A 26,225-nucleotide genomic window follows, 5' to 3' on the forward strand; every position below is an offset into this window, starting at 1 on the left:
GTCTAGCGAGCCCGGCAGGACTGGGCTGCGCTTCTCAAGGAGAATGGGAAACCGGGAGCCGAACGCCACTCTGTGACCGAAGCCCCAGGCATCAGGTCACGCATTGGAGACTGGTTCAAGAACCGAAGGACAGCAAAGCGATCTGTCCGGCGGAAAGAGAGACTTTGCCGATCGGTGCGAATGCCGGTCAAAACTTAACCGAACCCAAGGAAAAGCCGCCAAATGGTGGTGTTCTGCCCCTTGCGTTCTTTCATTGGAGACTTCGATGACACCGCACAGACTGCTTCTCTCCGCAGCAATCCCCGCTTTGATGGCGCTGTCGGCCATGCCCGCCTCCGCCGAGACGCTGAAGGTTGTGGCGTCCTTCACCGTGCTTGCCGATGTTGTGAAACAGGTCGGCGGCGAGCATGTGGAGGTAACGAGCCTCGTCGGGGCGAACGGCGATCCCCATGAATTCGAGCCGTCGCCGGCTGATGCGAAGAATTTGAACGCGGCGCAGGTTACCTTCGTCAGCGGCGAGGGGCTGGAAGGCTGGATGGACCGGCTGATCACCGCCTCGGGCTACAAGGGCAAGCCGGTCACGGTTTCCGAAGGCATCAACACCCGCACCATGGAAGAGGACGGCGAAAAAATCACCGATCCGCATGTCTGGAACAGCCCCGTCAACGTCAAGGTCTGGGTCGCCAATATCGAAAAGGCGCTGTCATCGGCCGATCCCACGGACGCCGCCGCCTTCAAGGCCAATGCCGAGAAATACACCAGGACGCTGGATGAATTGAACGCCTACGCCCACGCGAAATTCGACAAGGTGGCCGACGATCGCCGCAAGGTGCTGACCAGCCACGATGCCTTCGGCTATTTCGGCCGCGAATATAATGTCAGCTTCCTCGCCCCGCTTGGTCTGTCCACAGAAAGCGAGGCTTCGGCCGCCGACGTCGCCAAGCTGATCGAACAGATCAAGGGCGAGCACGTGAAGGCCTATTTCTTCGAGAATTCCAACGATCCGCGCCTGGTCAAGCAGGTCGCCAAGGCAACCGGTGCCGAGCCCGGCGGCGAGCTCTATGTCGAATCCCTGTCCGACGCCAAGGGGCCGGCGCCAACCTATGAAAAGATGTTCAAGTACAATGTCGACCAGCTCGCCGCCGCTATGGCGAAATCGAGCTGAGGATCGAGGGGCTGCGGGGTTTGACCCCGCAGCCTTCACAAATTGAGGTCGAAGACCAGGATGCCGGCAAGGCCTCCATCCGTCGACGAGACGATGCGCTCGCCCACCGTTACATGTTCGGGATGGATGAGGTAGGCATCGCGCGCCTCGGCGCTTTCAAAGGTCACGGCAAAACCGTCGACGAAGCCGCCATGCAGCCCCTCGGGCGAAACGTTTGGCCCGTATTTGATATCCACGATGCCGGGGATGACCTGTTTCAGGGCGACGATTGCCGCAAACAGCGACTGCTTTTCGTCGTTCGTCACCGCGGTCTTCAGCCGCAGGAATACGCAGTGCAGGATCATCCTTGGTCCTCCCGATTTTCTTTGGCCCGATTTTCTTTGGCCCGATTTTCTTTGGCCCGATTTTCTTTGGGAGGACAATAGCGGCGAAAGCCGGGAGAGCAATGAGATTTATTCTCACGCAGACGTTGCGCCGGGAGCCGGCACCCCAACCGATTACATCTGGTCAGTCGCGACCATCGGGCGCTTGTAGATCTTCTGGACGAGATCGCGGGACAAGGCGCGGGCCTGATCTTTCTCGGCCGGCGTCATCGGCCGGCAGGTGTTCCTGAGATTGGAAGCGTCGAGCACTGTCGCAGCGCCCGAATTGGCAATGACGAGATGCCAGCTGCAGGAAGCGACCTTGTCGATGGTGACGGAACCATGGCAACCTGTGGAAAGGCAGAAGGCGACGATCCCCTGCGCGCCGTGATCGCCCTTTTGTGCTTGCTCCAGGGCCGCCTTGAAGTCCTTCGTCCACATCTCGCAGCGCGCCGGTTTCGCCGCCGAGACGCAGCTTTTCATCACGGGAGTGATGTCGCCGGCCTGAAGCGGCGATACGCAAAAAACACCCATCGAGAGGGCGAGCAGGAACTTGAGCATGGGATTTTCCTTGTACAAGGAATGAGTGGCGCACATCGCAGGCGGTTGGTCAATGGCCATCGATAAAAGCGAACGTGGCGCGCCGAGCAGATGTTGGCGCGCCACCGGAAAATCCGAAATTATGTCGATCCGGCGCCGCCGCCTATTCCAGAACGACGGTGGCTTCGACCTCGAAGAGCATGGGATCGATGGCCAGCTTGGGAACGGGAATCAACGTCTGCGCCGGCAGCGACGCGCCGAACATGTCCTTGACGTTCTTGGTCAGCACCTCAAGCTTGGACATATCGTGATCGACCACGAAGACCGTGAGCTTGGCGACCTGATCCGGCCTGGCGCCGAGCGCATCGAGGGCGGTGCGCAAATTCGCATAGGCCTGCTTCACCTGGACGGCGAAATCGGGCGACAAGGCTCCCGTGCTGTCCTGGCCGCCTTGTCCGGAGATGTAGGCCAGCCGGCCTTGGCGGGGCACGATCACTGCCGTGCTGTAGCCATTCGGCGAGGGGTCGTAGAGGTTTTTTGGATTGACGATATCAAGCTTGAGATCGTCCTCATTGGCTGTCGCCGCGGCGGGAACGCTGATGGTCATGATGAAGAGTCCTCCGATAATAAGATGTTTGATTGACACGATTTTCTCTCGGCTTCTCAGGACTGCGAGCAACGGATCCTCGCGGCCTGCAGGGTGGAACTTTATCGCTATAGAATTGACTCGTACGTCGTACGATTTAATTGCATCGTACGGCGTACGAGTCAACCGGTCGGCATCGACATTCCCCGCATTGTCGGCTTAGATCGACGTCTGATGAGCAAAGGGAGACGAATGGCAGCCAAACGCAACGGCGCTGAGAGCAAAGGGTCCGGGCGGAGAGGTGCGTCACCTCGGTCCGGGCAGGAGCCGCGCAGTGAACCGCCTCTCTCCCTGGAACGGATCGTGGCGACCGCAGTGGACCTGCTGGACGCCGAGGGCGTCGACGGATTGAAGATGCGCCGGCTGGCCGATCGCCTCGGCTCGGGCGCGATGAGCCTCTATTGGCACGTCGGCAACAAGGAGGAGGTCTTCGATCTGGCGCTGGATTCGGTGCTCGAATATCGCGGACCGTCTGACATCGTCGAGTCTCGAGACTGGCGCGGGGAAATCGTTCATATGCTCGAAGACTGGCGCGCCAGCATGCTGCGCCATCCCTGGACGGCATCGCTGCTGCCGCGCCGGGCGCTCGGCCCGAACATCCTCAGCCGCCTGGAATTGCTAAGCAAGACCTTGTCCAGAGCCGGTGTCGTCGATGCTGATTTGAACGTCGCGATCTGGTCGCTCTGGAACTTTGTGATCGGCGCGACCACCACCCGGGCGAACTTGGACCTCTCGGACGACGACAGGGCGGCCGCGCAGCAGCGCCTGACAGGTCTCAGCCAACACTACCCGACGATCGAGCGCTCTCGTCTGCTGCTGGATAATGATTGGGACGGCGCTTTCAGCAAGGGCCTCGACTTCCTGCTCGATGGCCTCGCTCCGCGACAATGAACCTTCGTCATTCCTGAACGAGACGGCGCCCGATTCTGCACCAAGCCTCGGGCGAGCTCACGCAAACCTGACTGGCTATTTCCGCAGGATTTTCTCCATCGCTTTCCCCTTCGCGAGTTCGTCGATCAATTTGTCGAGGTAGCGGATTTCCCGCATCGTCGTTTCCCGGATGTCTTCCACGCGGACGCCGCAGATCACGCCTGTAATCAACGATCGGGAGGAATTCATCTGAGGCGCTTGCGCAAAGAAATCCTCGAAGTTGGTCTTCTCAGCCAATTGATCGTCCAGGCTCTGCTGGCTATGCCCCGTCAGCCAACGGATGATTTCATCGACCTCTGCCTTCGTGCGCCCCTTCTTCTCTGCCTTGGCGACATAGTGGGGATAGACGCTCGCGACGCTGACTGAATAGATGCGATGCTTCGTCATGCGTGCTCCTCAGCGTTCCGGATATTTTCCGGCTTGAGATAGCTGACTTCAAGACCTCAACAAGTGGCCGACAATGGGCAACCCTTCCACAGGCGGGAAGTAGCTTAGTGCAAAGGCGGCATCTCTACAGCGCCGCGCATCTTCGACCGGATTGCATCAACAACGGACATCGGCTCGGCTTGGGTAGACGACCGCAACGGGGCCGCAAGGGGACAGGCAGCTTCAGGCTGCGGTTCCTCAACAGCGGACATTCAGGTTGCGCGGGCATCGTCTCGACCACGGCCCAAGCCTGCCAAGCGCGAAGTTGCTCCGCGCAATTTCTGTTGACGTGTCTCAGGCCCCCGTCAATGCGCCATGGACGAGTGCGCGCAGCTCCTTGCGCACCGGAATGGCGCTCGAAGGCAGCAGTTGCGTGAAGAGAATGACAACCAGGTCGTCGACCGGACTCACCCAGAAGAAGGTGCCTGCCGCCCCGCCCCAGCCATAGTCGCCCACTTGCGCCGAAATTTGTGCCTTAGCCGGATCGAGGACGACTGAGCCCAACAGACCGAACCCGACGCCGTCAAACTGGGTTTCGGCCCAAACTTCGGTTGCCATCGAGGCAAGATCTCCCGGTAGGTGATTGCGCGCCGCCAATCTCAAAGTGCGGGGACTAAGGATGCGTTCGCCGTTGAGTTCACCTCCAGCCCGCAGCATTTCGGTGAACCGCCAATAGTCGTCGATGGTTCCCACGAGCCCGCCTCCGCCGCAGAACGTATCAACCTTGCCTTGCCGCCATTCCGAAACCTCCGGCGCTTCGTGCAATGCCATGCCGCCAGCCGTAGCCTCATAGAGCGGGGGAAAACGGCTGATCTCAGATTCCGGCACAGAGAAGCCGGTGTCGGCCATGCCGAGGGGCTCGAAGATGCGAGTCGCGAAGTACTTGTCGAGCGTCATTCCGGAAACGACTTCCACGATGCGGCCGATGACATCGGACCCGGTGCTGTATTGCCATTTCGTGCCCGGCTCCCATTCCAATGGCAGCTCGGCGATCCTGCGCACCATCTTGTCGAGCCCACCGTAAGTAAGAGCGAGGCCGAGTTTTTCTTTGGCATAAGCTTCACCGAGCAGTCCGGGGTTCGTAAAAAGGCTTAGGCCAGATGTGTGGGTCAGCAGATGGTGGATCGTTATCTTCGTTTTGATGGGCACTGTTTGGTCCAGCGACGTTGCGCCCGGTATCAGAAGTTGCCTGTTTTTAAATTCCGGCAGGTAAGCTTCGACCGGATCGTCGAGATGCAGGCGCGCCTCCTCGTACAGCATCATCAGCGCGACGGCGGTGACAGGCTTGGTCATCGAGTAGATGCGGGCGATGAGGTCGCGCTGCCAAGGCCGCTTGGCTTCGACATCGGCATGCCCGGCGCAGTCGAAAAAGGCGAGTTCTCCATGACGCGCAATGAGCACCGCACCGCCCGGCCAGCGCCCGGTGTCGGCATATCGCTGCATCCACCGCTTCAGTCGCGCCAGCCGCGCCTTGTCGAAGCCGAGGTCCGCAGGAACACGAATCGGTTCACTACTAAATTGACTCATCGCCCAAATCCCCTGTCGCAAACGAAGGCCGTTTGGACAATCCTGCGCTCTCCCCGCACTATTGCCAATAGTTGGCTGCTTGACCTCCAGTGAAGCTGCAGACGACGTCTGCTCTCAGGAATCCCAAATGCGGTCCCCTACGGCAGACTTGAAGGCGCATTGCCGCCCGGCAGCATTGGCTCGGTCGGTGGTGTCTCTGACCGCATTTCTGCTAAAGCTCGGAAGCAAATCGCCCGCGATGTCACCAACTGCCGAAGTGTGAAGGGCGCAACGGACTGATGGGCCTCTCGCTCATCAGGCCTCTTGTCTTGAAGGAGGAACGCTAGGATGAGCACCGACCTGGATACCGTGCGGTCCTATGATACGGTCGCGGCAGAGTACGCTGCCGAGGCCGCGGCGATGCCCGCATGGGTCTCCACAGAGATCGATGCGTTCGTGACCGAGCTGGGCGGCTCGGGCAGGGTGCTGGAGATCGGAAGCGGTGGTGGGCGAGATGCACTTGAGCTGGAGAAGCGGGGAATTAGCGTCCGGCGCACCGATATCTCAAAGGGTTTCGTCGAACTGCTTCGCGAAAGTGGCTTCGAGGCCGACCTGTTGGACCCGCTGACCGAAGACTTGGCCGACCCGCAGCGTCCCGGCACGCCATACGACGGGATCTGGGCCTGTGCCTGCCTGATTCATGTCGCGCGCGAGGATTTCGGCACGGTGCTTGGACGGCTTGCCGAGGCGACCCGGACCGGTGGCCGATTGCACGCCTCGGTTAGAGAGGGAGAAGGCGAGGATGTGTCCACACATGGCAGTGCCGCAGCGCCCCGGCGCTACGTCGAGACGTACTGGCGCGAGTTTGCCCTGCGGTCAGCACTCACAGACGCCGGCTGGATCGTCAGCGAGGTACGTCTGTGCGTCGGAAAGCCCCATGATCGGTGGCTCAGCGTTCGGGCGAGTCGGGCGTGACGCACATAGAACTTGCGAGACCAGCCGCTCCGATCACGCCCGTTTCGTCAGCGGAAAGCGGTCCCGCAGCAGCCGCAGCACCGATTCCGACGGGATCGGCGGGCCGAAAAGGTAGCTCTGGCCGTAGTTGCAGCCCATCTTGGCAAGCTCGATCGCATCCTCGTTGGATTCGATCCCCTCCGCCACCACCTTCATCTCAAGCTCGCGCGCCATAGCGATCACCGATTTGAGCACGGTCGCCTTCTTATCGCTGCTGTCGCGCACCAGCGCCTTGTCGAGCTTGATCATGTCGAAGGGGAAGCGCGTGAGATAGGCGAGCGACGAATATCCGGTGCCGAAATCGTCGAGCGCCAGCCCGATGCCGGCTTCCTTCAGCTTCTGTAGCACCAGCCGGGCCTGTTCCGGATTTTCCATCACCATGGATTCCGTTAGTTCGAGCTTGAGACGTGAGGGGTTGCAATGCGTCTTGGCGAGAACCGAACGCACGTCGTCATAGAGCTCGTTGTTGAGCAACTGCACGCTCGACAGGTTGATCGAGACGAAGATCGGCAATTCGCCGGTCTGGTGCTGCCAGCTCATCAGATCGTTGGTCGCCTGCTCCAGCGCGAACATGCCGAGCGGGCCGATAAGATCGGAGGCCTCGGCGATCGGAATGAATTCGGACGGCGGGATATTGCCGCGCTTGGGATGTTCCCAGCGCATCAATGCCTCGAAACCGGCGACCTCTACATCCTCCAGCCGTGCGATCGGCTGGTAGACCATCGACAATTCCTTGCGTTCGATGGCGCGGCGCAGATCCGTTTCGAGCTGCAGCCGGTCGGTGCCGAAGTCGCGGAAGGCCGGCTGGAATGGCTCGACACGGTTGCCGCCGGCCCGCTTTGCCCGGTACATCGCAAGCTCGGCGTCGCTGAGCAGGCCGGTGGCGCTCTCCTGCCGGTCGACCCAGGAGGCAAGGCCGACCGAGGCCGTCAGGATGATCTCGCGATTGGAGAAGTTGATCGGCACCATGATCGCCTTGCTGATCGCATCGGCAAAATCGGCGACCTTGGCCGGATTGTGCTCGGAAACCAGGATGAGGCCGAACTGGTCGCCGGCAAGCCGCGCCAGCGTGTCCTGCGGTTTCAAGAGCCGGCGTAGCCGCCGCGTCAGCGCGATGAGGATGTTGTCGCCGGCGGCAACGCCGAGCGAATCATTGACCAGCTTGTAGCGGTCGATGTCGATCACCATCACCGTCGGTCTGAGCGTATCGCCACCCGGCGCCAGTGCCAGCACCGACTGCAGCCGGTCGAGGAAGACCTGGCGGTTCGGAAGGCCGGTCAGATTGTCGTGCAGCGCATCATGCAGCAGCCGCTCGACGGAGTTCTTCTGCTCGGTCACGTCGACGATCGTGCCGACGCAGCGGATGATTTCGCCGTTCGAGCCGAGCACCGGCCGGGCGCGGATCAGCAGCCAGTGGAAATGCCCGTCCTCGGCGCGGATGCGGAATTCGTGGTTCAGCCGCCCGCGGCGATGTTCGAGCAGCACGTCGAGCGTGGCGCGGAAGCGGTCGCGGTCGTCGGGGTGCAGCCGCGGCAGCCAGTTGCGCGCCGCGCCATGCATGGCGCCCGGCGATAGGCCGAGCTTGATCGAGACGTCGGGAATGGTGACGACGCGGTCGCGCGCCACGTCCCAATCCCACACCATGTCGCCGGAGCCGGTCAGCGCCAGCGATTGCCGCTCGAGATCGGAAAACAGCCCCTGCTGGTAGGCGCCGCCGGCAAAAGCATGCTGCATGACGGTGAAGCCGATCAGCAGCACGATGAGCACCAGGCCGCCGCCGAGTGCGGGCTGGATGATGTCGTTGTCGAGCCGCCCGGTGACCGTCAGCCACGCCCCGAACAGCCAGACGAGGATCAGCGCCCAGGCCGGCACCAAAAGGATGGCGCGGTCATAGCGGTTGAAGCCGAGATAGATGATCAGCAGCAGCCCCATCGTCGCCGTCAGCGCGAAGGAAAGCCTGGCGATGCCGGCCGCTATCGACGGATCGTAGATCGCGACGCCAAAGAGCAGGGCAAGGCCGAGCACCCAGGCAAGCGTGGCGTAACCCAGATGCGCATGCCAGCGGTTGAGGTTGAGATAGGTGAAGAGGAAGATGACGAAACTCGACGCCAGCGCCACCTCCGCGCAGGCGCGCCATATTCGCTGGTCGGCTGAAGCAACGCTGATCAGCTTGCCGAGAAAACCGAAATCGACGCAGATATAGCCGAGCACCGCCCAGGCAAGGGCCGCCGTCGCCGGCAGCATCGAGGTGCCCTTGACGACGAAGAGGATGGTCAGGAACACGGCGAGCAGGCCGGCAATGCCGAGCACGATGCCGCGATAGAGCGTGAAGGCGTTGATCGTGTCCTTGTAGGCGTCCGGTTCCCAGAGATAGATCTGCGGCAGTTCCGGCGTCGACAGTTCGGCGACGAAGGTGATGACGGCGCCGGGGTTCAGCGTGATGCGGAAGACGTCGGCCTCGTCGCTCGGCTGCCGATCGAGCGCAAAGCCTTCGCTCGGCGTAATCGCGCTGATGCGCTGCGAGCCGAGATCCGGCCAGAACAGCTTGGAATTGACCAGGCGGAAATGCGGCGCGACGATGACGCGCTCGAGCTGTTCTTCGGAGACGTTGGCGAGTGCAAACACCGCCCAGTCGCCCTGATGGTTCTCCGAGCTTGCCCTGACCTCGATGCGGCGGCGGATGCCGTCGGCGCCGGCTGCCGTCGAAACCTGGAAGGCCTCGCCCTGGTTGGCGTAGATCTCGGTCGTCGCGGTCAGATCGAGCGCAGTATCGTCACGGGAAATTTTTACAGGTTCGGCCGCCTGGGCAACACCCGCCACGAAGGCGAAGGCCGCCAGGAAAAGGGCTGCGATCACCGCGATCACTCGTCCGGACGGTGACTTGGGCAGCATGCGGTCTCTTGTCATCGGCTGTCGGTTTTCCTGCCTTTATCCGTATCGGTGGCGAGACGTGAAAACATCACATGGTCATGCCACTGACCGTTGATCTTTAAATATCCGCGCAGATAGCCTTCCTGTTGAAACCCGGCTTTTTCAAGCAGACGAATGCTGCGCGCGTTATCTGGAATACAGGCTGCTTCGATACGGTGCAACTCAAGCCCGGCGAAGATGTAAGGAATAACCAATTGAAGGGCGGCGAACATATGCCCCTGGCCGGCATAGCGTTCGCCCATCCAGTAGCCGATCATGCAGCTTTGTGCCGCACCTCTTCTGATGTAGCCGATGGTGACGCCGCCAACGAGCGTCATGTCGCCTTTCAGGAAAATGAACAGCGGCACCGCCTGGCCGGAGGCATATTCCTGCTTGCCGCGGACGACGCGGGCGCGGTAGGCGCCCTCCGTCAACTCGTCGCGCCGCCAGGTCGGCTCCCAGGGTTCCAGGAACTTGCGGCTTTCAGCGCGCAGCCGGTGCCACTGGTTGAAATCCTGATAGCGCGGCAGGCGCAGGAGATATCTGTCGTTCTCCAGCTCCACCGCTTCCGGCTGCCGCTGCAGGAACCGAAAAACCGATTTTGGCATCGATCACTCCCGGCAAGACAGACGTCGGCTCAGCGGCTTGCCTGCAGCGTCTTCGACGCCGGGACCGAAAGCGAGGCGGTGATGTCTTCCATCGGTGCGAGCTTTTCCAACGGACCGATCGCCGAAAGCGTCGGCACCGTGTCATAGAAAAGCCGGCCGGCGAGGTCGGTCAGCCGCTCGATGGTGATGCCTTCCAGCCGCTCCATCATTTCAGGATTGGAGATCGGCCGACCGTAGAGCATCATCTGCCTTGCGATCTGGCCGGCGCGGGCAGCCGGGCTTTCCGCACCCATCAACAGCTGGGCGCGGATCTGGGCGCGGGCGCGCTCGATTTCCTTCTGATGGATCGCATCGGCTGATTTGTGCAGCTCGTCGATGATGACGGGAACCAGCTCCGGCAGGTTTTCACCGCCGGTTGCGGCATGAATGCCGAAGATGCCGGTGTCGGAAAAGCCCCAATGGAAGGCATAGACGGAATAACAGAGGCCGCGGAACTCGCGCACTTCCTGGAAGAGCCTGGAGGACATACCGCCGCCAAGGATATTGGCGAGGATCTGCGAGCAGTAGAAATCGCGGGCGTGGTAAGGCTTGCCTTCGAAGCCGAGCAGGATCTGCGCGTCCATCAGGTCGCGCGGTTCGCGCACGCTGCCGCCGATATAACGAGCCGGTTCCATGACGGGCGACGCGGAAGGGGCCGTCGGCAGGCTCGCGAAACGATCCTCGACCATGCGCAGGAATTCTTCATGCTCGACGGCGCCGGTGGCGACCACGAACATGCGGTCGGTCGTGTAGTTGCGGCTGAGATAGCCACGGATCTGCTGCGGCGTGAAGGAGACGACGGTCTCCGGCGTGCCGAGGATCGCCCGGCCAAGCGTCTGGTCGCGATAGGCGACCTCGGAGAACCGGTCGAACACCACGTCGTCGGGCGTATCGTTGGCGGCGTTGATCTCCTGCAGGATCACCTGCTTCTCGCGCTCCAGCTCCTCTTCCTCGAAGGCCGATTCCGTCAGGATGTCGGCGAGGATGTCGACGGCGAGCGGCACGTAGTCCTTGAGCACGCGGGCATAATAGGAGGTCGTCTCGGTCGAGGTCGCGGCATTGACTTCGCCGCCGACATCCTCGATCTCCTCGGCAATCTGGCGGGCCGTGCGGCGCGCCGTGCCCTTGAAGGCCATGTGTTCGAGCAGATGAGCGATACCGTGCTCGTTGTCCGTCTCGTTACGCGATCCCGATTTGATCCAGACTCCGAGCGCAACGCTTTCAAGATGCGGCATGGTCTCTGTGACTACTGTCAGCCCGGATTTCAGCCGGGTGCACTCAACTGTCATTGGCTATCTTTCTGCGCCTGCTGTCGTCTCGCCGCGGGCATGCTTGCCGATAAAAGTCTCAACGGCTTTCAGCTCCGGTTTGATGATCTGGAAACGCTCCTCCCTGTGCATCACATCAGCAAGCCACGTCGGAAGCGCCGGGTCAATACCGCAGGCGGATTTTACGGCGGCGGGGAATTTCGCCGGATGCGCGGTCGAAAGTGTCACCATCGGCGTATTCGGCTTTTCTTTCTTCTGCGCGACGAAGACGCCGATCGCCGAATGCGGATCCAGCAGATAGCCGGTCTCGGCATGGGTCTGGCGGATCGTCTCGGCCACCTGCTTCTCGCTGGCGCGCCCGGCGCGGAAGTCGCGGCGGATCGCCTTCAGCGCTTGCGCGCCGATCTCGAAGCCGTTGGATTGCTTGAGGCTTTCCATCGCCGCGCGCAGCTTCGAGGCGTCGCGGTCATAGGCTTCGAACAGCAGCCGTTCGAAGTTCGAAGAGATCTGGATGTCCATCGACGGCGAACTCGTCGCCTTGACCGCCTTCATGTCGTAGCGGCCGGTCTTCAGCGCTCGCGCCAGAATGTCGTTCTCGTTGGTGGCAATCACCAGCCGGTCGATCGGCAGGCCCATGCGCTTGGCGCAGTAGCCGGCGAAAATATCGCCGAAATTGCCTGTGGGCACCGTGAACGAGATCTTCCGGTCCGGTCCGCCGAGCGCCACCGCCGCCGTGAAATAATAGACGATCTGGGCCATGATGCGCGCCCAGTTGATCGAGTTGACCCCTGATAGCCGGACCCTGTCGCGGAAAGCCACGTCGTTGAACATCGCCTTCACGAGGTTCTGGCAATCGTCGAAATTACCCTCGACGGCAAGCGCATGCACATTTGGCGACGACGAGGTCGTCATCTGCCGCTGCTGCACCGGCGAGACCTTGCCATGCGGGAAGAGGATGAAGATGTCGGTGCGCTCGCGGCCGGCAAAGGCGTCGATCGCCGCCCCGCCGGTGTCGCCCGAGGTGGCGCCGACGATCGTCGCCCGCTCGCCGCGCTTCTCGAGCGCATAGTCCATCAGCCGGGCGAGCAGCTGCATCGCCACGTCCTTGAAGGCGAGCGTCGTACCGTGGAAAAGCTCCATGATGAAGCTGTTCGGTCCGGTCTGGACGAGCGGCGCGATCGCCGGGTGGCGGAAGGTGCCATAGGCCTCGTCGATCATCGCCCGGAAGGTGTCGTCGGGGATCTCGCCATTGGTGAAAGGCGACAGGATGGTGAAGGCGATCTCCTGATAGGTCTTGCCCCTGAGCGCGCGGATCTCCTTCTTCGAGAAGCTCGGCCATTTCGAGGGAACGTAGAGCCCGCCATCGCGCGCCAGCCCCGTCAAGAGGGCGTCGCAAAAGCCGAGGGAAGGGGCCTCGCCGCGGGTCGAGATATAGTCCACGTTCGTCATCCTTGATCTATCGCTGGAGGAAATCCGGCCGGGCGTCACCATGGCCGCTCTGCCGGAAATCTCGGCCGGAAATCGAAAACGGGCCGCCCAGCGGGCAGGGCTTTGCTTGCATGCTTTTGAAGTTGCCCGCATCCGGCGTCGAAAAGTGCATCAAAACGGCGCTTACCCAATCGATTTTTGTTTGCGCCGCTGATATAGACCATCGCAAACCGTCATGAAAGGCCTCGCGAAAAAGACATGGGGCCTCCAAGAAACGCTTGTACAAGGGATGGAATATGGTGCTCGGCAAGGTCTCGCGTCTCATCGTCTCCGCATCTTTTCTTGCCCTGCTTACCGGTTGCAACTCGCTCGGCATAGGCGGCGACAGCAAGTCGTCGGCGCCGCCGGCCCAGCCGAACGGCACCGCCCAGATCATGCCGCTGGCGCCCGCCAACCCCTCCTCGAACAATCCTTCGATCGGTACGGGCACGACGGCGCAGGGCACGGTCGCCCCCGTCGTCCAGGGCGCCTGCCCGCAGATCTTCATGCGTGACCAGGACGCGATCTTCCGCACCTATGCCAAGGGCAAGAAGGACGATCCGCAGCAGATCGTCTTCCAGGCCTCCTTCGGCGACTACACCCGCCAGTGCACGCTGAACGACACGAACCTCACGATGACTGTTGTCGCCCAGTTGCGCCTCGTTGCCGGCCCGGCCGGCACGCCAGGCCCGGTCACGCTGCCGATCCGTATCACGGTCCTCGACGGCGAGACCGTGCTTTATTCCGAGGTCACCAAGTTCCCGACCGAGATCCCGCCGGGCACGCCGGGCACGCAGGTCATCTTCCGCAAGGACGGCATCAAGATGCCGGTCGGCTCCGGCGCTCTGGTGCGCGTCAATGTCGGTTTCGACACCCAGCCGGCAAAGACCAAGAAGAGCAGCTAAGCAATTCGGGCTTCGACCTGAATATTTCTGCCGGTTAAATGCATCCCATTGCAATAGGGGGATGATGTCGTGTCGTATGACGAAAAATCGGACATCTCTCTGAGATTGCCCGCGCGGACAGTTGAGGCATTCGATCGCATCGATAGCGGCCCCTCATCCGGCTGCCGCCACCTTCTTGGATGACAAAAATGTAGGATACTGACGCTTCCGGGCGGGTGGCCGCCCGCCCGGAAGCTGGTTGTCGGATCGTCACCTTCTCAGTCGTTTGGGACTGTGGGGAGCAGGATCGCAACCGGCTCTTCATCTGGCCCGTGTGGTTGCAGGAACCTTGGGGTTCGTATCCAAGACAGGGACGACGAAGATGACAGATAATAGCATGATCTGTGCCGGAATCGATGTCGGCAAAAGCCATCTCGACATTGCCATCCATCCCGACGACGCAAGGCTGAGGGTGACGTACGACACCGCTGGTCTGAAGGCGCTTGACGCCTTCCTTCAAGAGCATGACGTCTGCCGCATCGGCTTTGAAGCTTCCGGTGGCTATGAATGGCGGCTGATGGTGCATCTGCGGGCCGGCAAGCGGCCGGCGGCGCGTCTGCAGCCAGCGCAATTGCGGTTCTTCGCCAAGAGCCGGCTTCGGCGGGCAAAGAACGACCGGCTCGATGCCGCGCTGATTGCGCTCTTCACTGCAAGTCTCGAGCGGTTGCCGGCGCTGCCGGACGCACGCTTCGACAGCTTGGCGGCCGAACTGACCTATGTGGAACAGATCGAGCAGCAGATCGCGCTGGTGAAGACCTTTGCCGAGACCGCCTTGTCGGAGGCCGTCAAACGCCGTCACGCGCGCGAGATCGCCCGGCTCGAAACCTGCCGCAAGGCCCGTCTGCTGCGGCTCGAAAAGACGGTTCGCGACGATTGTGACCTGGCCCGGCGGCTCGATCTGCTGATCTCCATCAAGGGGATCGGGCTGCGTAGCGCGCTGTGCCTGATCATTCGGCTGCCCGAACTCGGCCATGCCGGCCGTGCCGAGATCGCGGCCCTTGCCGGTGTCGCACCCTATGACGACGATAGTGGAAAACATCATGGCAGACGCCGCATCCAGGGTGGCCGCGAACGCCTGCGCAAGAGCTTGTTCATGTGCGCATTCACGGCAACCCGGCACAATCCGGATCTCGCCTCGTTCTATGCGCGCTTGCGCCGCAGCGGAAAAGAACACCTAAGCGCCGTCATAGCCGTCGCCCGAAAACTCATCATTCTCGCCAACGCCATCCTCATCCGAAACACCGAATGGACGCCACAATACCCGCAAAAATGAAACATGGTTGCTCCCCGCTCGCGGGGCGAAGGGACATGCGGCACCCTCTCCGTTTCCACCTCGCTCTCGCATGGCACGTCCCCTCTCCCCGTCTCTTACGGGGAGAGGGTTAGGGTGAGGGGCAGCCATTGGCGCGAACCTCTCCGCCCGACAGACGGCCAATGACATCGGCAATCGTCTTGGGCGGGCTGAGGCGCATTGAGAGCGGGCTAGTGGCGTTTCAGAGAACGTTGTCCCAGGCCGCCAGTGCGGCGACGACGCCTGGCAGGTCGTTCATGCGGGAGATTGCCGTTTCGGCGCCCGCATCCGTCAGCTTGTCGGCATGGGCGGGATAGCTGTGCGAGGCGCCGGTAAAACCGATGACGCGCATGCCGGCAGCGCGCGCCGCATGCACGCCGTGCACGGAATCCTCGACCACAACAACCTTGTCAGGCGAAACACCCATCTGGCTTGCGCCATGCAGGAAGATGTCGGGCTTCGGCTTGGCGCGGTCGGGGCCAAGATCCTTGGCGGAGAAAATGTTCGGCGCAAACAGCGGCTTCAGGCCCACCTTAGTCAGCATCATATCGAGCCGCTTGGTGCTCGAATTCGAGCAGATGCAGCGCTTGATCGGCAGCCTGGAGACGGCGAATTCGACGCCCGGAATGGCCTGGACGTCCTGCGCCAGCCTGAGGTCGAGCATATGCTCCGACTTCTCCAGCAGCGAGGCCGAAAACGGGATGCTCGCCTCGCGCTCGATCTGCAGCAGGATGTTGCGCCATGTCATGCCGGCGAAGCGCTCGCCCATTTCTTCGACGCCGATCGGATATCCGGCCTCCGTCAGCAGCGCTGATTCGACTTCCGCCGCGATGATTTCCGAATCGACGAGAACGCCGTCGCAGTCGAAGATGATGAGGTCGAAGCCGTCCATATGTTCACGCCTTGCTGAAAGTCTGGGCTGGAAGCCTGGCTCTTGTCCGGGAATGCTGCGGCTTTACACGATGCCCAGCCAAAGCTCAACCGGATCTCAAGCATGGCTGCGATGCGGCAAGCGACCGGCTCCGACGTGTCTGCCGGATCGGCGGCGTTGGCCGCCATCATCCCGGCCTCGACAAGCAGGAACTCGCTCGTCACCGAACGCGCATGGGAGGGAACCGGAAGGCACAATCGCAAGCCGCATCAGTCGGATGCTCGGCTAGCATCGTGCGCGGCTCTATAAAGTGAGAGCGCCTGGAGATGACGGTGGAATGACGTCGGCAGGATTGCCCGCCGACGTCATGGCAAGTTTAAAGCGAGCTCAGAAACGCGAGGGACGGCATAAAGAAATATTCGCCTCCCTTCATCTTCACCGCTTGAGGAACTGTTGCAACGGTCTTGAGGGAGCTGGGATCACCCCAGATGGCGGCTCCTTCCATATCTGGTCGCGCAGCATCTTGTTTTGTTTGACCGATGACCGGATCGACCCCAGGCGGTGGAAAGCCAGCCGGAACGGCCGGGAAACCGGGATTGTTGGCCCAATTTTTCTGCGTGAATTCGAACTGGTTGCCTATGTCACTGTTGAACGCCATGAACAGCAGGCCGACGTATTTACTCGGTTTGTTCTCGATCTTGCCATCGTTCGGATTGTCTGTTCGCACGCCATAGGTTTGGCCGCGTCGGGCCATGAGGTGCTTTCGCTCGCCAGCAATGTTTTCGAACCCGCCCGACCCTCGCGGATTGGTTTTTCGGATATGCCCTGAAAAGGGACACTTCGCGCCGCTCTTGTCGCTGAAGTAGTTGAAGTTGTTCGGGACGGGTGACTCAACTCCGTCTTCTGACTGCATCGTGACCGGCGTTCCGTCCTCAAAGCGCCCGACGACCATGGCGCCGGCCCTTTCGTCATCAGATCCGAATAAGCGATCTGCAAGTTTCTGCTCTTGCCTTTTGAAGCGGCGGACGTTTTGTTCCAGCTTCCGGTATACGAAGTAACTTCCGAAATGAACGGCCGGATCGGGCGCTGCTGGATCTGGAACAATAACCTGCTCTAATGGGAAAGCCGGATCCCAGTTCGCAATCCCATCTGTCGCGTTTTCTTCCGCGTCGATGTCTTCCAGCAGAAACAGCGGCTGGCTGCGCCCATCGACATAGCCAAAGTGTTCGATACCTTCTTCATTGTCATTGTGAAGGCCCAGGCCATCTTGCGTCCCTACGATTGTTACCCCATGCGAGGCTTGGATCAAGTTTACCACCTGATCATGAGCAGTGACCTTGGTGTCATTGAGCATATCTCCCATCAGAACGACCGCATGGATGGGATTGCGAAAATAAGAATCCCACCTGCTGACATCAGGGTCATTCAAGCCGGATTTTTGCATACCCGCGCGGAATATCGGATCGCTCGGTCTTTGGGCGATTTGGAGGGCTTGATAGCCCGCGTCAGTAAGGCCAAGCCCAATATACGGCGTTCCCGGCGTCGAAGGTTTGGCTTTGAATGCTTCAATTTCCATTAAATGTTGCTTTGCCGATTTCATCAGCGTCGTGGAAATTGCCCGAAGGAAGCTTTTCGCAGCCTCCTTATCGTCAAACCGCAGAAAAAATAGAGTCAAAAACTCACGAACATGCGCCTTGATGATGTTCGGTTGAAGATTGTTAAGCATAGTGCTGTCGTCAGCCGATAGATTTTTCCATGAGATTGGAGAGTTTAACGTGACGGACATCTTGCATTCCTCCGTTAATGACGTCGTCATTAAACAACAGGTAGCATATTAGAGTCAACGCAACCATTTATTATTTGATTTGTATTTCTAGTGACGGTTTGAATCTTTTGCCATTTTTGATCTACAAACGAACCTATTGATCTCGGGTGCTCCGCATGTCCTCGATGCTGCGGGTGAGGGACGTGTCGTGGACTTTGATCTGATTTATCACCCGCCCTCTTGGATAGGCTCCGCTGCCAGATCTGCTGAAGAGTGCAGTGACGACTGCCGGTCGTCTTCCGCTGAGAAGAGGATGGAACGACTTTCCGCCGGGCGCGCCCAGCCTTTGTCGAAGAAACTTGACAGCAGAGCCTCGCCGAGACTGCCGGCAAGATGAGCCCGCCTTTCGTTACAGTCGAGGCAGGTGCGGCAGCCGCGATGATCTGAGGTCCCCGACGTCGCGGGAATGGAAATGGCGCGCAGATAGCAGCCGTCAGGCCGCCAGCTGCCCACCCCGGCGTCCCGCTGCAGATTGTGTCGAGGCTGTCGCCCGAAGCCTGAACCGGGAAACCAGTTCGCGCAGCTTGGCAGCTTCCTGGGCAAGCTGGCCGGATGCCGCGGTGGATTGCTCCACCATCGCCGCGTTCTGCTGGGTCACCTGGTCCATGGAATTGACGGCGGTGTTGACTTCGGCAAGGCCGGTCGACTGCTCTCTGGCCGATACGGCGATTGCATCCATGTGCTGATTGATGCGGGCAATCTGCTCGCTGATCGCCTTCAGAACCTGGCTGGTGTCGAGAACCAGTTTGACGCCGCTTTCCACTTCCACCGACGATTTCTGGATGTGGCCTTTGATTTCCTTTGCCGCTTGAGCCGATCTCTGGGCAAGTTCGCGTACTTCCTGGGCCACCACCGCAAAACCCTTGCCTGCGTCTCCGGCGCGTGCCGCTTCGACGCCGGCGTTTAGCGCCAGCAGATTGGTCTGGAAGGCGATCTCGTCGATCACGCCGATAATGCTGGAGATCTGCTGGGACGAAGCCTCGATGCGGCGCATGGCTTCTTCGGCATGCGACACGACTTCGGAAGATTTGGCGGCATTGCGGTTTGCATCGGTCGCCTCGGTGCGCGCCTCATCGGTCCGCTTGCTCGAGTTCGAGACATTGGCGGTGATCTGATCGAGCGCTGCGGCGGTTTCTTCGAGCGAGGCTGCCTGCTGTTCGGTTCGTTTCGACAGATCGCCGGCCCCGGAGGCGATTTCCCTGGTGCCTTCGTCGATCGCGGTAATGGCGGTCGCGATCGCGCTGAGCGTCTGATCGAGCTGCCTGATCGACATGTTGAAATCATGCCGGAGGCCCTCGAAATCGGGCGCAAACGGCTCGTCGATCTGGAAGGCGAGATCGCCGGATGCAAGCCGCTTCAAGCCTGCCGCGAGGCCTGATGTCGCCGCCCGCAGCCGTTCGGCTGCATCTTCGTCGGCCTGCTTGCGCGCTGTGACCCGCTCGGCTTCGCCCTGCAATCGGGCTGCCTCGGCATCTTGCTCGAGTTGCTTATTGGCAATCGCCGCCTGGCGGAAGATTTCGACGGCCGATGCCATCGTTCCGATTTCATCAGTGCGGCCGATCCCGGCGCAGGCAATGGCAGTGTCACCGCCGGCAAGCCTTTGCATGTCGTTGGAAAGCGAAAGGATTGGTTTGGTGACGGTCTTGCGGGTCAGGAAATAGAGGCCAATGGCGAACAGCGCGGCCAAGCCCAGAAGTGCTTTCAGAGCGATATCGACCGAAGCTTTTATCTCAGAGCTGTGCTTGGAAATATCGTCCGACGCAGCCGTAATCTGATCCCCGGCCTGTTCCATGGCCGTTTCCAGCGTCGAGAACTGCGCCATGAAATCCGGCAATGCCTTCAATGCCGCGGTAGGATCCTTGCCGGCGAGATCGACGATGTCAGTGGCGCTTGCAATATAGGCAAGCAGGGGACGTTCGACGCTGGCAAGGATCGTTTTGGTCTTGTCGTCGGTGGCAAGCGCCTTGTTGGCGTCGATCATCTCACGGAACGACGCGTCGTGCTCTGCCAGATCCGCCTTCACCGCGGCGGGGTCTATACCTGCTGCCGGATTGGACGCCAGCATTGACGCCAGCACGTCCGCGCGCATGGCGTCATGCATCATATCGGCCTGCATGTGGTTGCGCAGAATTTGCGCCGACCGGGCAACGTCGGCGTTGTTTTCGGAGAGGGTCGAGGCGGACCAGATGCCGACGCCCGTAGCGCCACCCGCCAATCCGAAAATCGCGATGCTCGCAATGATGATCTTATGCTGGATCGACGCCATGATAGGGCTCTCTCGTTAATTTAGAACGTGAGATTACCAAAACATGCTTAATGATTTCTCAGCACCGTGCCGCTCAGCGGCGCGAAAACAATAGGTTGCCGCGAATATTTCACTTTCGATGAAAAGTTGGGCTCTTTGCGGGTCGAGCGGATGCCCGGATGACGGACCTGCGCGAGTGCCGCGGCGTCGTCGAGGCTCATTGCTGCTTGCCGGTCTGGGGCGTACGATGCATGTGCAATGGGAGAGGGACAATGAGGCTTTCAGCTTTCGTCCGACCGGCAGCAGCCGTAGTGCTGCTGTTTGCCTTCACATCCACCGACGTCATCGCCAAGGGCAAGCACCGAAGCTGCGCGCAGCTGCAGGCGATGAAAGATAATGCCCTGACCGGCGGAAAGCATGCCGGGGATGGCACCGACAAGAGAGCCAAGATCGAAAGGAAGATGAGGAAGAAAGGCTGCTAGAGGCAAGTCGCCGCTAGCTCACGAGCACCGAGAGAACATGGTCTGGAAGCAGGCAAGCCTGTCACCGCGTTGAGGATGGCGCGACATCCATCAAATCCGCGTCATGCCAGACTAACCGCAGCCCGGGGACTACCTTTGGCATTCTCATGCACTAGATGGCGATCGAGGAGGACGCCACCGCCGCTCTTGGGAGGAGAACAAGCGGCATGCCTAGAGAATGGACGAAGAGGAAGACTGCATGACGATCGAGGACATCATCGAAACCCTGGAAAAGACTGACATGCCCGACAGCCGGATCGACGCCTTCATCACCTGTGCCTTTCTGTTGAAGCAACTCCGGCCGGCCGAGCCCAACGATTTCGACGGTCCTAACGATTACCTGCCGAGCAGTATCAAGTCTGAGCACGGCTTCCTGATGGCGCGACCCTTCACACACGACGTCAATCACGCCATCGACCTGTGCCGGGAAATCCGGCCGGATGCGGTTTGGCACCTCGCCCGCGGTCGCCAGACAGCCGACGAGTCGCTCTACGGTGCGCAGCTGCGCGAGATCAAGGAGAGCGAAAGCGTGCTCGGTGAAGCCGAGAGCAATCACGCGGCGCTGGCGCTCACTTTGGCGGCGCTGCGGGCCCATGTGCGGCAGGAAGATGAAAAGAGGGCAGGTGCGTGAGGGCGCCGGATACCGCCTCGGAACGTCTCGCAGGTCCGCAATAACCTACGGATCGACCGGAAAAAGCATCAGGAACTGCCGGTCGCCTTCCGGAGAGAACAGGATCGAGCGGCTTTCGGCCGTGCGCCGCGCCCAGCCTTTGTCGAGGAAGCTTGAAAGCAGGGCCTTGCCGAGGCTGCCGGCGAGGTGGGCGCGTCTTTCGCTCCAGTCGAGGCAGGAGCGGCAGAGCGGCCGGCGCGACGATCTGAGGTCGCCGACATTAATGCCGATGCGTTTGAGATCGCCTTCGCCCTTTTCCGTCAGCGCCAGGCCTTCGCCGACCGCCTCGATCGAGCCGGAGGCAATCAGGCTGTCGAGCATGCGCACGCCGTAATCGCCGGCAAGGTGATCGTAGCAGATGCGCGCCTTGCGCAGCGCCGGCTCCTTCGGTCCCGGCTGGTGACGCAGATGGCCGCGTCCGGCGGCAAAGCCCATCATGCTTTCGATCAGCCGGGCGACGGCCTCGTCGGCGAGCGTGAAATAACGGTGGCGGCCTTGCTTGCGCTGGGTTAGCAGCCCGCCGGCCTCGAGCTTGGCGAGATGCGTGCTGGCCGTCTGCACGGTGATGCCGCCGACCCCGGCAAGCTCGGTCGCCGTCAGCGCCCGGCCGCCGGTGAGTGCCGCCAGCATGTTGGCGCGGGCGGGATCGCCGATGAGCGCGCCGATCTGCGCAATGTCTGGGCCTTCTTTCATACTTCGATCGTAACCGAAGCATCGCCGTCAGGCAATGTGCGAAAACGGGTGGGCAGCCAAAGGAGAAACGATATGATCACCTGCTTCATCCGCTATCAGATCGACCCCTTCAAGAAGGAGGCGTTTGCCGAATATGCCCGCAACTGGGGCCAGGCGATTCCGAAGAATGGCGCCGACCTGATCGGCTATTTCGGTCCGCACGAGGGCTCGGCAACGACGGCCTACGGCGTCTACAATATCGAGAGCCTTGCCGCATATGAGGCCTATCGCGCCAGGCTGGCTTCCGACCCGCTCGGCCGTGAGAATTACGAATTTGCCAGACGCGAAGGCTTCATCCTGAAGGAGGATCGCATCTTCCTCAAAAATGTCTCCGCCCCTCACGCAAAGCTGGTGCTGTCATGATCGCCGTCATCTTCGAAGTCGTGCCCTATATGGGCGAACGCCACAAATATCTGGATCTCGCCGGCGAGTTGCGCGCCGAGCTCGAAAAAATCGACGGCTTCATTTCGATCGAGCGTTTCGAGAGCCTGACGAACCGCGGCAAGCTGCTGTCGCTCTCCTTCTTCCGCGATGAGGAAGCCGTCAAGCAGTGGCGCAATCTTGAGGCGCACCGGGCAGCCCAGCAGGCCGGACGCGGGGGCATCTTCGCCGATTACCGCCTGCGGATCGCCAGTGTCGTCCGCGATTACGGCATGTTCGAACGCGACGAGGCGTCGGCAAAGTCTGCCGCTTACTCATCGGCCGGCCGAATAAATTCCCGAAATCGGCCACCGCTTCAGGCTTTGGTAACTAAGTTGCGTAACCATAACGGACAGTTAAGCGTAGAGCGTATGAGTGAGTATCAGAATGGCATCAGTTTTTCCGCTTGCCGACCTCAAGGCTTCCGTCAAGTCGGATTCCCGGCCGGGATCCCGGTCGGATTCCTGGCCGGCTTCTTGGGTTGACACGATCATCAAGGGCGATTGCGTCAGTGCCCTTGAAGCTTTGCCCAGCCACTCCGTCGATATCATCTTTGCCGACCCGCCGTATAATCTCCAGCTCGGCGGAACGCTGCATCGTCCCGACCAGTCGCTGGTCGATGCGGTCGACGACGAATGGGATCAGTTCGCCTCCTTCGAGGCCTATGACGCCTTTACCCGCGCCTGGCTGCTGGCCTGCCGGCGGGTGCTGAAGCCGACAGGCTCGATCTGGGTGATCGGCTCCTATCACAATATCTTCCGCGTCGGCGCCACGCTGCAGGATCTGAATTTCTGGATCCTCAACGACATCATCTGGCGCAAGACCAACCCGATGCCGAATTTCAAGGGCCGCCGTTTCCAGAACGCCCATGAGACGATGATCTGGGCAAGCCCCAGCGCCAAGGCCAAGGGCTATACCTTCAATTACGATGCGCTGAAGGCCGCCAATGACGACGTGCAGATGCGCTCCGACTGGCTCTTCCCGATCTGCAACGGCAGCGAGCGGCTGAAGGGCGAGGACGGCAAGAAGGCCCATCCGACGCAGAAGCCGGAGGCGCTGCTTGCCCGCGTCATCATGGCCTCGACCAAGCCCGGCGATATCGTTCTCGATCCTTTCTTCGGCTCGGGAACGACGGGCGCCGTCGCCAAGCGTCTGGGCCGTCACTTCGTCGGCATCGAGCGCGAACAGGATTATATCGATGCGGCCTCGGCCCGCATCGCCGCCGTCGAGCCGCTCGGCAAGGCGGAACTGACCGTCATGACCGGCAAGAAGGCCGAAGTCCGCGTCGCCTTCAACGTGCTTGTTGAAAGCGGCCTGATCAAGCCCGGCCAGGTGCTGACCGACGCCAAGCGCCGCTATAGCGCCATCGTCCGCGCCGACGGCACGGTAGCTTCAGGCGGCGAGGCCGGCTCCATTCATCGTCTCGGCGCCAAGGTGCAGGGGCTCGATGCATGCAACGGATGGACCTTCTGGCATTTCGAAGACGGGCAGTCCCTGCGCCCGATCGACGATCTCAGGTCCGTCATCCGCAGTGATCTGGCAAAGGCGGAGTGAGCACCACCTTCGCGAGATCGAGATACCTTCTTCCGATTTCCCTCCAGTTGCGGAAGAAGACCAAGGCGCCCGGGGTCAAGCCCCGGGCGTCCTCTTTTGAGAGCAATTCCAGCAAAAGTGTGCAGCGGTTTTGCGTCCGGAATGCGTAAAACAAGAAATCCTGATCAGAACTCCTGGTAATCGGTGACGTCGACCCGCGTGACGCGCCCTTCCGCATTGAAGGTAATAGTCTCCTCACCCTCGCGGATCAGCGGCTTGCCTGATTTGCTGTGGGTGGCGCGCACCGACCAGACCGATCGGCCGGAGAGCGGCGTCAACGTTTCCACCAGCGAATTTTTCGCCGTCTGATCGGGATAGTCGTCGAAATATTTTCGGAAGGCGGCCATGATCTCAGACCGTCCGGCAAGGCTGCCGACGCCGTTCGAGACATAGGTCGCGTCCTCGGCGAAATAGGCCTCGATGGCGGGAAAATCGAGGGCGTTGATGGCGGCGTGAAAACGTTCGATTTCTTCTGCGGGGTCGAATGCCATGGATCTCAGACCTTCAATCCGTAAGCGGCAAGATCGCTGCGCAGCTTCTCAGGCCCCGAAAACAGCACCGCATTCCAGCCGTAGGCCTTGGCGCCTTCGACATTGACCGGCGCGTCGTCGATGAAGATCGTCGCGGCGGGATCGAGGCCGAAACTTTTCGTATGCGTCTCGTAGATCGCGATATCGGGCTTGATCAGGCCGACATCGCCGGAAACGGTGACGCCGCGCGGTAGGTTGAGGAAGGGGAAGCGCGCCTGCGCCTCACGGAAGGTGTCGGAGGCGAAGTTGGTGAGCATCGTCACATCACGCCCTTCGGCGATCAGCCCTTCCATGATCGCGACGCTGTCGTCATAGGCATGCGGCACCATCTCGTGCCAGTATTTGCGGAAGGCGCGGATATGCTCCTCACGCGCCGGGTGCTGTTCGATCAGCAGCGCTTCGGCCTCCGCCCATGTGCGGCCGCGGTCCTGCTCGATGTTCCAGTCATGGGTGCAGACATTGGCGAAGAACCAGTTGCGCTCCGTTTCATCAGGGATGAGGCGGCTGAAGGGAAGATGCGGATCGTAATGAATAAGGACTTTGCCGATATCGAAAACGATATGTCTTATGTCGGTGGTCATGGTCATCCCTTGGATGTTTTAAACGCGAGAGGAATAGCCGCTGCGATCGCTTTTTTCATGATTGTTGGTAAGGCCTGGGCTTCAAGATTTGTAACCGGCTCCCACCATCCGTCATTGCTATCGATTTTGGTGGCGATGGCCGCACGCCAGATCGAAAGCCTGAGCTCGAAATGGGTGAAGACATGGATGACGGTGCCAGAGGCCTGCCATGCTGCGTCGAAGGGTGCGGCGCTCGCCGAGGTCTCGCCGTCGATGCGCGCCGTCCAGGCCGTCGTCGGCACCTCGGTCATGCCGCCGAGCAGGCCGCTGTCGATGCGCCGCCGCAACAGGATCTCGCCATCACCTGTTACCGCGATGAAAGCCGCGCCGTATCTGACCGGCTTCTCCTTCTTTGCCGCTTTGACCGGAAAGAGCTCGGGATCGGAAAATTTGAGCGCCTCGCAGGCACCCCGGAACGGACAGAGCGAACAGGCCGGCCGCTTCGGTGTGCAGATCGTCGCTCCGAGATCCATCATCGCCTGGGCGAAATCGCCGGGCCGATCGGCAGGCGTCAACAGCGCCACCTTCTGCTTCATCTCAGGCTTTGCCGCCGGAAGCGGCGTGGCGATCGCATAAAGCCTGGAGATCACCCGCTCGACATTGCCGTCCATGACCGCCGCCTGCCGGTTGAAGGCGATTGCCGCGACGGCGGCGGCCGTATAGTCGCCGATCCCGGGCAGGGATCTGAGACCCTCTTCGGTATCGGGAAAGACGCCGCCATGCTCGTTCGCCACCGCTTCGGCGCATTTCTTCAGGTTGCGAGCCCTCGCATAATAGCCAAGCCCTGCCCAGGCGGCCATCACCGCGTCGGTCTCGGCGGCGGCAAGATCGGTCACTTCGGGCCAGCGTTGCAGAAACCGCTCGAAATAGGGTTTGACCGCCTGCACCGTCGTCTGCTGCAGCATCACCTCGGACAACCAGACGCGATAGGGATCGGCCTTGACGCCGCGGGCCGCCATGCCGGGCGCCACACGCCAGGGCAGGTCGCGGTGATGGCGATCGTACCAGTCGAGCAGGGGCTTTGCTAAGGGCGTGTCGAGTGTGGTGATCGTCATGATTTGCCGCGATGGGGGGAAGTGCCT

The 26,225-nt window shown here is 60.9% G+C and carries 26 protein-coding genes and 2 pseudogenes; 10 read left to right on the forward strand and 18 right to left on the reverse strand.

Annotation, left to right across the window (positions count from 1 at the left end):
• Positions 1-265 precede the first annotated feature (265 nt).
• Positions 266-1,165 (forward strand): metal ABC transporter substrate-binding protein, encoded by a 900-nt coding sequence (locus ELH03_RS03345; RefSeq protein WP_128403111.1) that lies wholly within the window; start codon positions 266-268, stop codon positions 1,163-1,165.
• A gap of 35 nt (positions 1,166-1,200) precedes the next feature.
• On the opposite strand, the gene ELH03_RS03350 is transcribed toward ELH03_RS03345, so the two are convergent.
• The 3 genes from ELH03_RS03350 to ELH03_RS03360 form a co-directional block, all read right to left on the reverse strand.
• Complete coding sequence (locus tag ELH03_RS03350) at positions 1,201-1,509, reverse strand: Dabb family protein (protein ID WP_128403112.1); 309 nt, start codon at positions 1,507-1,509, stop codon at positions 1,201-1,203.
• Positions 1,510-1,662: 153 nt separating this feature from the next.
• The gene (locus tag ELH03_RS03355) at positions 1,663-2,088 is read right to left on the reverse strand and encodes a hypothetical protein (protein WP_128403113.1); all 426 of its coding nucleotides are present in this window, start codon (positions 2,086-2,088) and stop codon (positions 1,663-1,665) included.
• 142 nt (positions 2,089-2,230) lie between these two features.
• Entirely contained in the window at positions 2,231-2,674 is a 444-nt protein-coding gene (locus ELH03_RS03360) for a RidA family protein (protein WP_128403114.1), read from the reverse strand.
• A 231-nt stretch (positions 2,675-2,905) separates the two neighbouring features.
• Here ELH03_RS03360 and ELH03_RS03365 point away from each other — a divergent pair, with 231 nt between their 5' ends.
• Positions 2,906-3,604: a TetR/AcrR family transcriptional regulator gene (locus tag ELH03_RS03365; protein ID WP_130766022.1), complete on the forward strand. Its 699-nt coding sequence runs from the start codon at positions 2,906-2,908 to the stop codon at positions 3,602-3,604.
• 75 nt (positions 3,605-3,679) lie between these two features.
• Here the strand turns inward: ELH03_RS03365 and ELH03_RS03370 are convergent, their stop codons facing one another.
• Entirely contained in the window at positions 3,680-4,030 is a 351-nt protein-coding gene (locus tag ELH03_RS03370) for a DUF2200 domain-containing protein (protein ID WP_128410929.1), read from the reverse strand.
• Positions 4,031-4,363: 333 nt separating this feature from the next.
• Positions 4,364-5,596, reverse strand: a complete 1,233-nt coding sequence (locus ELH03_RS03375; RefSeq protein WP_130654807.1) for a serine hydrolase domain-containing protein — start codon at positions 5,594-5,596, stop codon at positions 4,364-4,366.
• Between the two features lie 327 nt (positions 5,597-5,923).
• Between ELH03_RS03375 and ELH03_RS03380 the strand changes: the two genes are divergently transcribed.
• Positions 5,924-6,550, forward strand: coding sequence for a class I SAM-dependent methyltransferase (locus ELH03_RS03380; protein ID WP_130766023.1), 627 nt, complete (start codon positions 5,924-5,926; stop codon positions 6,548-6,550).
• A 33-nt stretch (positions 6,551-6,583) separates the two neighbouring features.
• Here ELH03_RS03380 and ELH03_RS03385 read toward each other — a convergent pair whose 3' ends face one another.
• The 4 genes from ELH03_RS03385 to thrC are packed head-to-tail and all read right to left on the reverse strand — an operon-like array spanning position 6,584 to position 12,863.
• Positions 6,584-9,496: a sensor domain-containing phosphodiesterase gene (locus ELH03_RS03385; protein WP_128403118.1), complete on the reverse strand. Its 2,913-nt coding sequence runs from the start codon at positions 9,494-9,496 to the stop codon at positions 6,584-6,586.
• Entirely contained in the window at positions 9,493-10,107 is a 615-nt protein-coding gene (locus ELH03_RS03390) for a GNAT family N-acetyltransferase (protein ID WP_130658496.1), read from the reverse strand. Before ELH03_RS03390 ends, ELH03_RS03385 begins: the two co-directional genes overlap by 4 nt.
• Positions 10,108-10,136: 29 nt before the next feature.
• Complete coding sequence (locus ELH03_RS03395) at positions 10,137-11,435, reverse strand: M16 family metallopeptidase (RefSeq protein ID WP_130766024.1); 1,299 nt, start codon at positions 11,433-11,435, stop codon at positions 10,137-10,139.
• A gap of 3 nt (positions 11,436-11,438) precedes the next feature.
• On the reverse strand, positions 11,439-12,863 hold the full coding sequence (gene thrC / locus ELH03_RS03400) for a threonine synthase (RefSeq protein ID WP_130766025.1): 1,425 nt from the start codon (positions 12,861-12,863) through the stop codon (positions 11,439-11,441).
• A 275-nt stretch (positions 12,864-13,138) separates the two neighbouring features.
• On the opposite strand from thrC, the gene ELH03_RS03410 reads away from it, so the two are divergent.
• The gene (locus ELH03_RS03410; RefSeq protein WP_130658498.1) at positions 13,139-13,786 is read left to right on the forward strand and encodes a hypothetical protein; all 648 of its coding nucleotides are present in this window, start codon (positions 13,139-13,141) and stop codon (positions 13,784-13,786) included.
• 361 nt (positions 13,787-14,147) lie between these two features.
• Positions 14,148-15,098 (forward strand): IS110 family RNA-guided transposase, encoded by a 951-nt coding sequence (locus ELH03_RS03415; protein WP_130658499.1) that lies wholly within the window; start codon positions 14,148-14,150, stop codon positions 15,096-15,098.
• Between the two features lie 220 nt (positions 15,099-15,318).
• Here ELH03_RS03415 and ELH03_RS03420 read toward each other — a convergent pair whose 3' ends face one another.
• The 5 genes and pseudogenes from ELH03_RS03420 to ELH03_RS37230 all read right to left on the reverse strand — a co-directional run bounded on the left by ELH03_RS03420 (position 15,319) and on the right by ELH03_RS37230 (position 20,278).
• On the reverse strand, positions 15,319-16,008 hold the full coding sequence (locus ELH03_RS03420) for an HAD family hydrolase (RefSeq protein WP_128403125.1): 690 nt from the start codon (positions 16,006-16,008) through the stop codon (positions 15,319-15,321).
• Positions 16,009-16,363: 355 nt separating this feature from the next.
• A complete protein-coding gene (locus ELH03_RS03425) occupies positions 16,364-17,773 on the reverse strand; it encodes a Dyp-type peroxidase (RefSeq protein WP_130766026.1) in 1,410 nt (469 codons plus the stop codon).
• 207 nt (positions 17,774-17,980) lie between these two features.
• A pseudogene (locus tag ELH03_RS03430) lies at positions 17,981-18,190 on the reverse strand (hypothetical protein); the annotation flags it as partial.
• A 55-nt stretch (positions 18,191-18,245) separates the two neighbouring features.
• The gene (locus ELH03_RS03435) at positions 18,246-20,078 is read right to left on the reverse strand and encodes a methyl-accepting chemotaxis protein (protein ID WP_130658501.1); all 1,833 of its coding nucleotides are present in this window, start codon (positions 20,076-20,078) and stop codon (positions 18,246-18,248) included.
• Positions 20,079-20,125: 47 nt separating this feature from the next.
• A complete protein-coding gene (locus ELH03_RS37230; protein WP_165420515.1) occupies positions 20,126-20,278 on the reverse strand; it encodes a hypothetical protein in 153 nt (50 codons plus the stop codon).
• A gap of 51 nt (positions 20,279-20,329) precedes the next feature.
• Between ELH03_RS37230 and ELH03_RS03440 the strand changes: the two genes are divergently transcribed.
• Both ELH03_RS03440 and ELH03_RS03445 read left to right on the forward strand, forming a co-directional pair.
• Positions 20,330-20,539, forward strand: a complete 210-nt coding sequence (locus ELH03_RS03440; RefSeq protein ID WP_003557162.1) for a hypothetical protein — start codon at positions 20,330-20,332, stop codon at positions 20,537-20,539.
• A 238-nt stretch (positions 20,540-20,777) separates the two neighbouring features.
• A complete protein-coding gene (locus tag ELH03_RS03445) occupies positions 20,778-21,209 on the forward strand; it encodes a hypothetical protein (RefSeq protein ID WP_245485383.1) in 432 nt (143 codons plus the stop codon).
• Between the two features lie 45 nt (positions 21,210-21,254).
• Here the strand turns inward: ELH03_RS03445 and ELH03_RS03450 are convergent, their stop codons facing one another.
• Positions 21,255-21,941 carry an ArsR/SmtB family transcription factor gene (locus ELH03_RS03450; protein ID WP_128403130.1) on the reverse strand — a complete coding sequence of 229 codons (687 nt, stop codon included), beginning with the start codon at positions 21,939-21,941 and terminating at the stop codon, positions 21,255-21,257.
• Between the two features lie 72 nt (positions 21,942-22,013).
• Between ELH03_RS03450 and ELH03_RS03455 the strand changes: the two genes are divergently transcribed.
• From ELH03_RS03455 to ELH03_RS03465, 3 genes and pseudogenes are all read left to right on the forward strand, one after another.
• Entirely contained in the window at positions 22,014-22,343 is a 330-nt protein-coding gene (locus ELH03_RS03455) for an NIPSNAP family protein (protein ID WP_033181368.1), read from the forward strand.
• Positions 22,340-22,666 (forward strand): annotated as a pseudogene (locus ELH03_RS03460) (antibiotic biosynthesis monooxygenase family protein); the annotation flags it as partial. The gene ELH03_RS03455 and the pseudogene ELH03_RS03460, both read left to right, overlap by 4 nt.
• A 121-nt stretch (positions 22,667-22,787) precedes the next feature.
• On the forward strand, positions 22,788-23,954 hold the full coding sequence (locus tag ELH03_RS03465) for a site-specific DNA-methyltransferase (protein WP_029872739.1): 1,167 nt from the start codon (positions 22,788-22,790) through the stop codon (positions 23,952-23,954).
• A gap of 164 nt (positions 23,955-24,118) precedes the next feature.
• Here ELH03_RS03465 and ELH03_RS03470 read toward each other — a convergent pair whose 3' ends face one another.
• From ELH03_RS03470 to mutY, 3 genes are read right to left on the reverse strand one after another with little or no spacing between them, the layout of a single operon-like run.
• Positions 24,119-24,484, reverse strand: coding sequence for a nuclear transport factor 2 family protein (locus ELH03_RS03470; RefSeq protein WP_130658503.1), 366 nt, complete (start codon positions 24,482-24,484; stop codon positions 24,119-24,121).
• Positions 24,485-24,489: 5 nt separating this feature from the next.
• Positions 24,490-25,104 (reverse strand): HAD family hydrolase, encoded by a 615-nt coding sequence (locus tag ELH03_RS03475; RefSeq protein WP_130658504.1) that lies wholly within the window; start codon positions 25,102-25,104, stop codon positions 24,490-24,492.
• Positions 25,105-25,106: 2 nt separating this feature from the next.
• On the reverse strand, positions 25,107-26,198 hold the full coding sequence (mutY, locus tag ELH03_RS03480; protein WP_130766027.1) for an A/G-specific adenine glycosylase: 1,092 nt from the start codon (positions 26,196-26,198) through the stop codon (positions 25,107-25,109).
• Positions 26,199-26,225: the final 27 nt, after the last annotated feature.

The organism is Rhizobium beringeri, from assembly GCF_004306515.1.
Classification (GTDB): domain Bacteria; phylum Pseudomonadota; class Alphaproteobacteria; order Rhizobiales; family Rhizobiaceae; genus Rhizobium; species Rhizobium beringeri.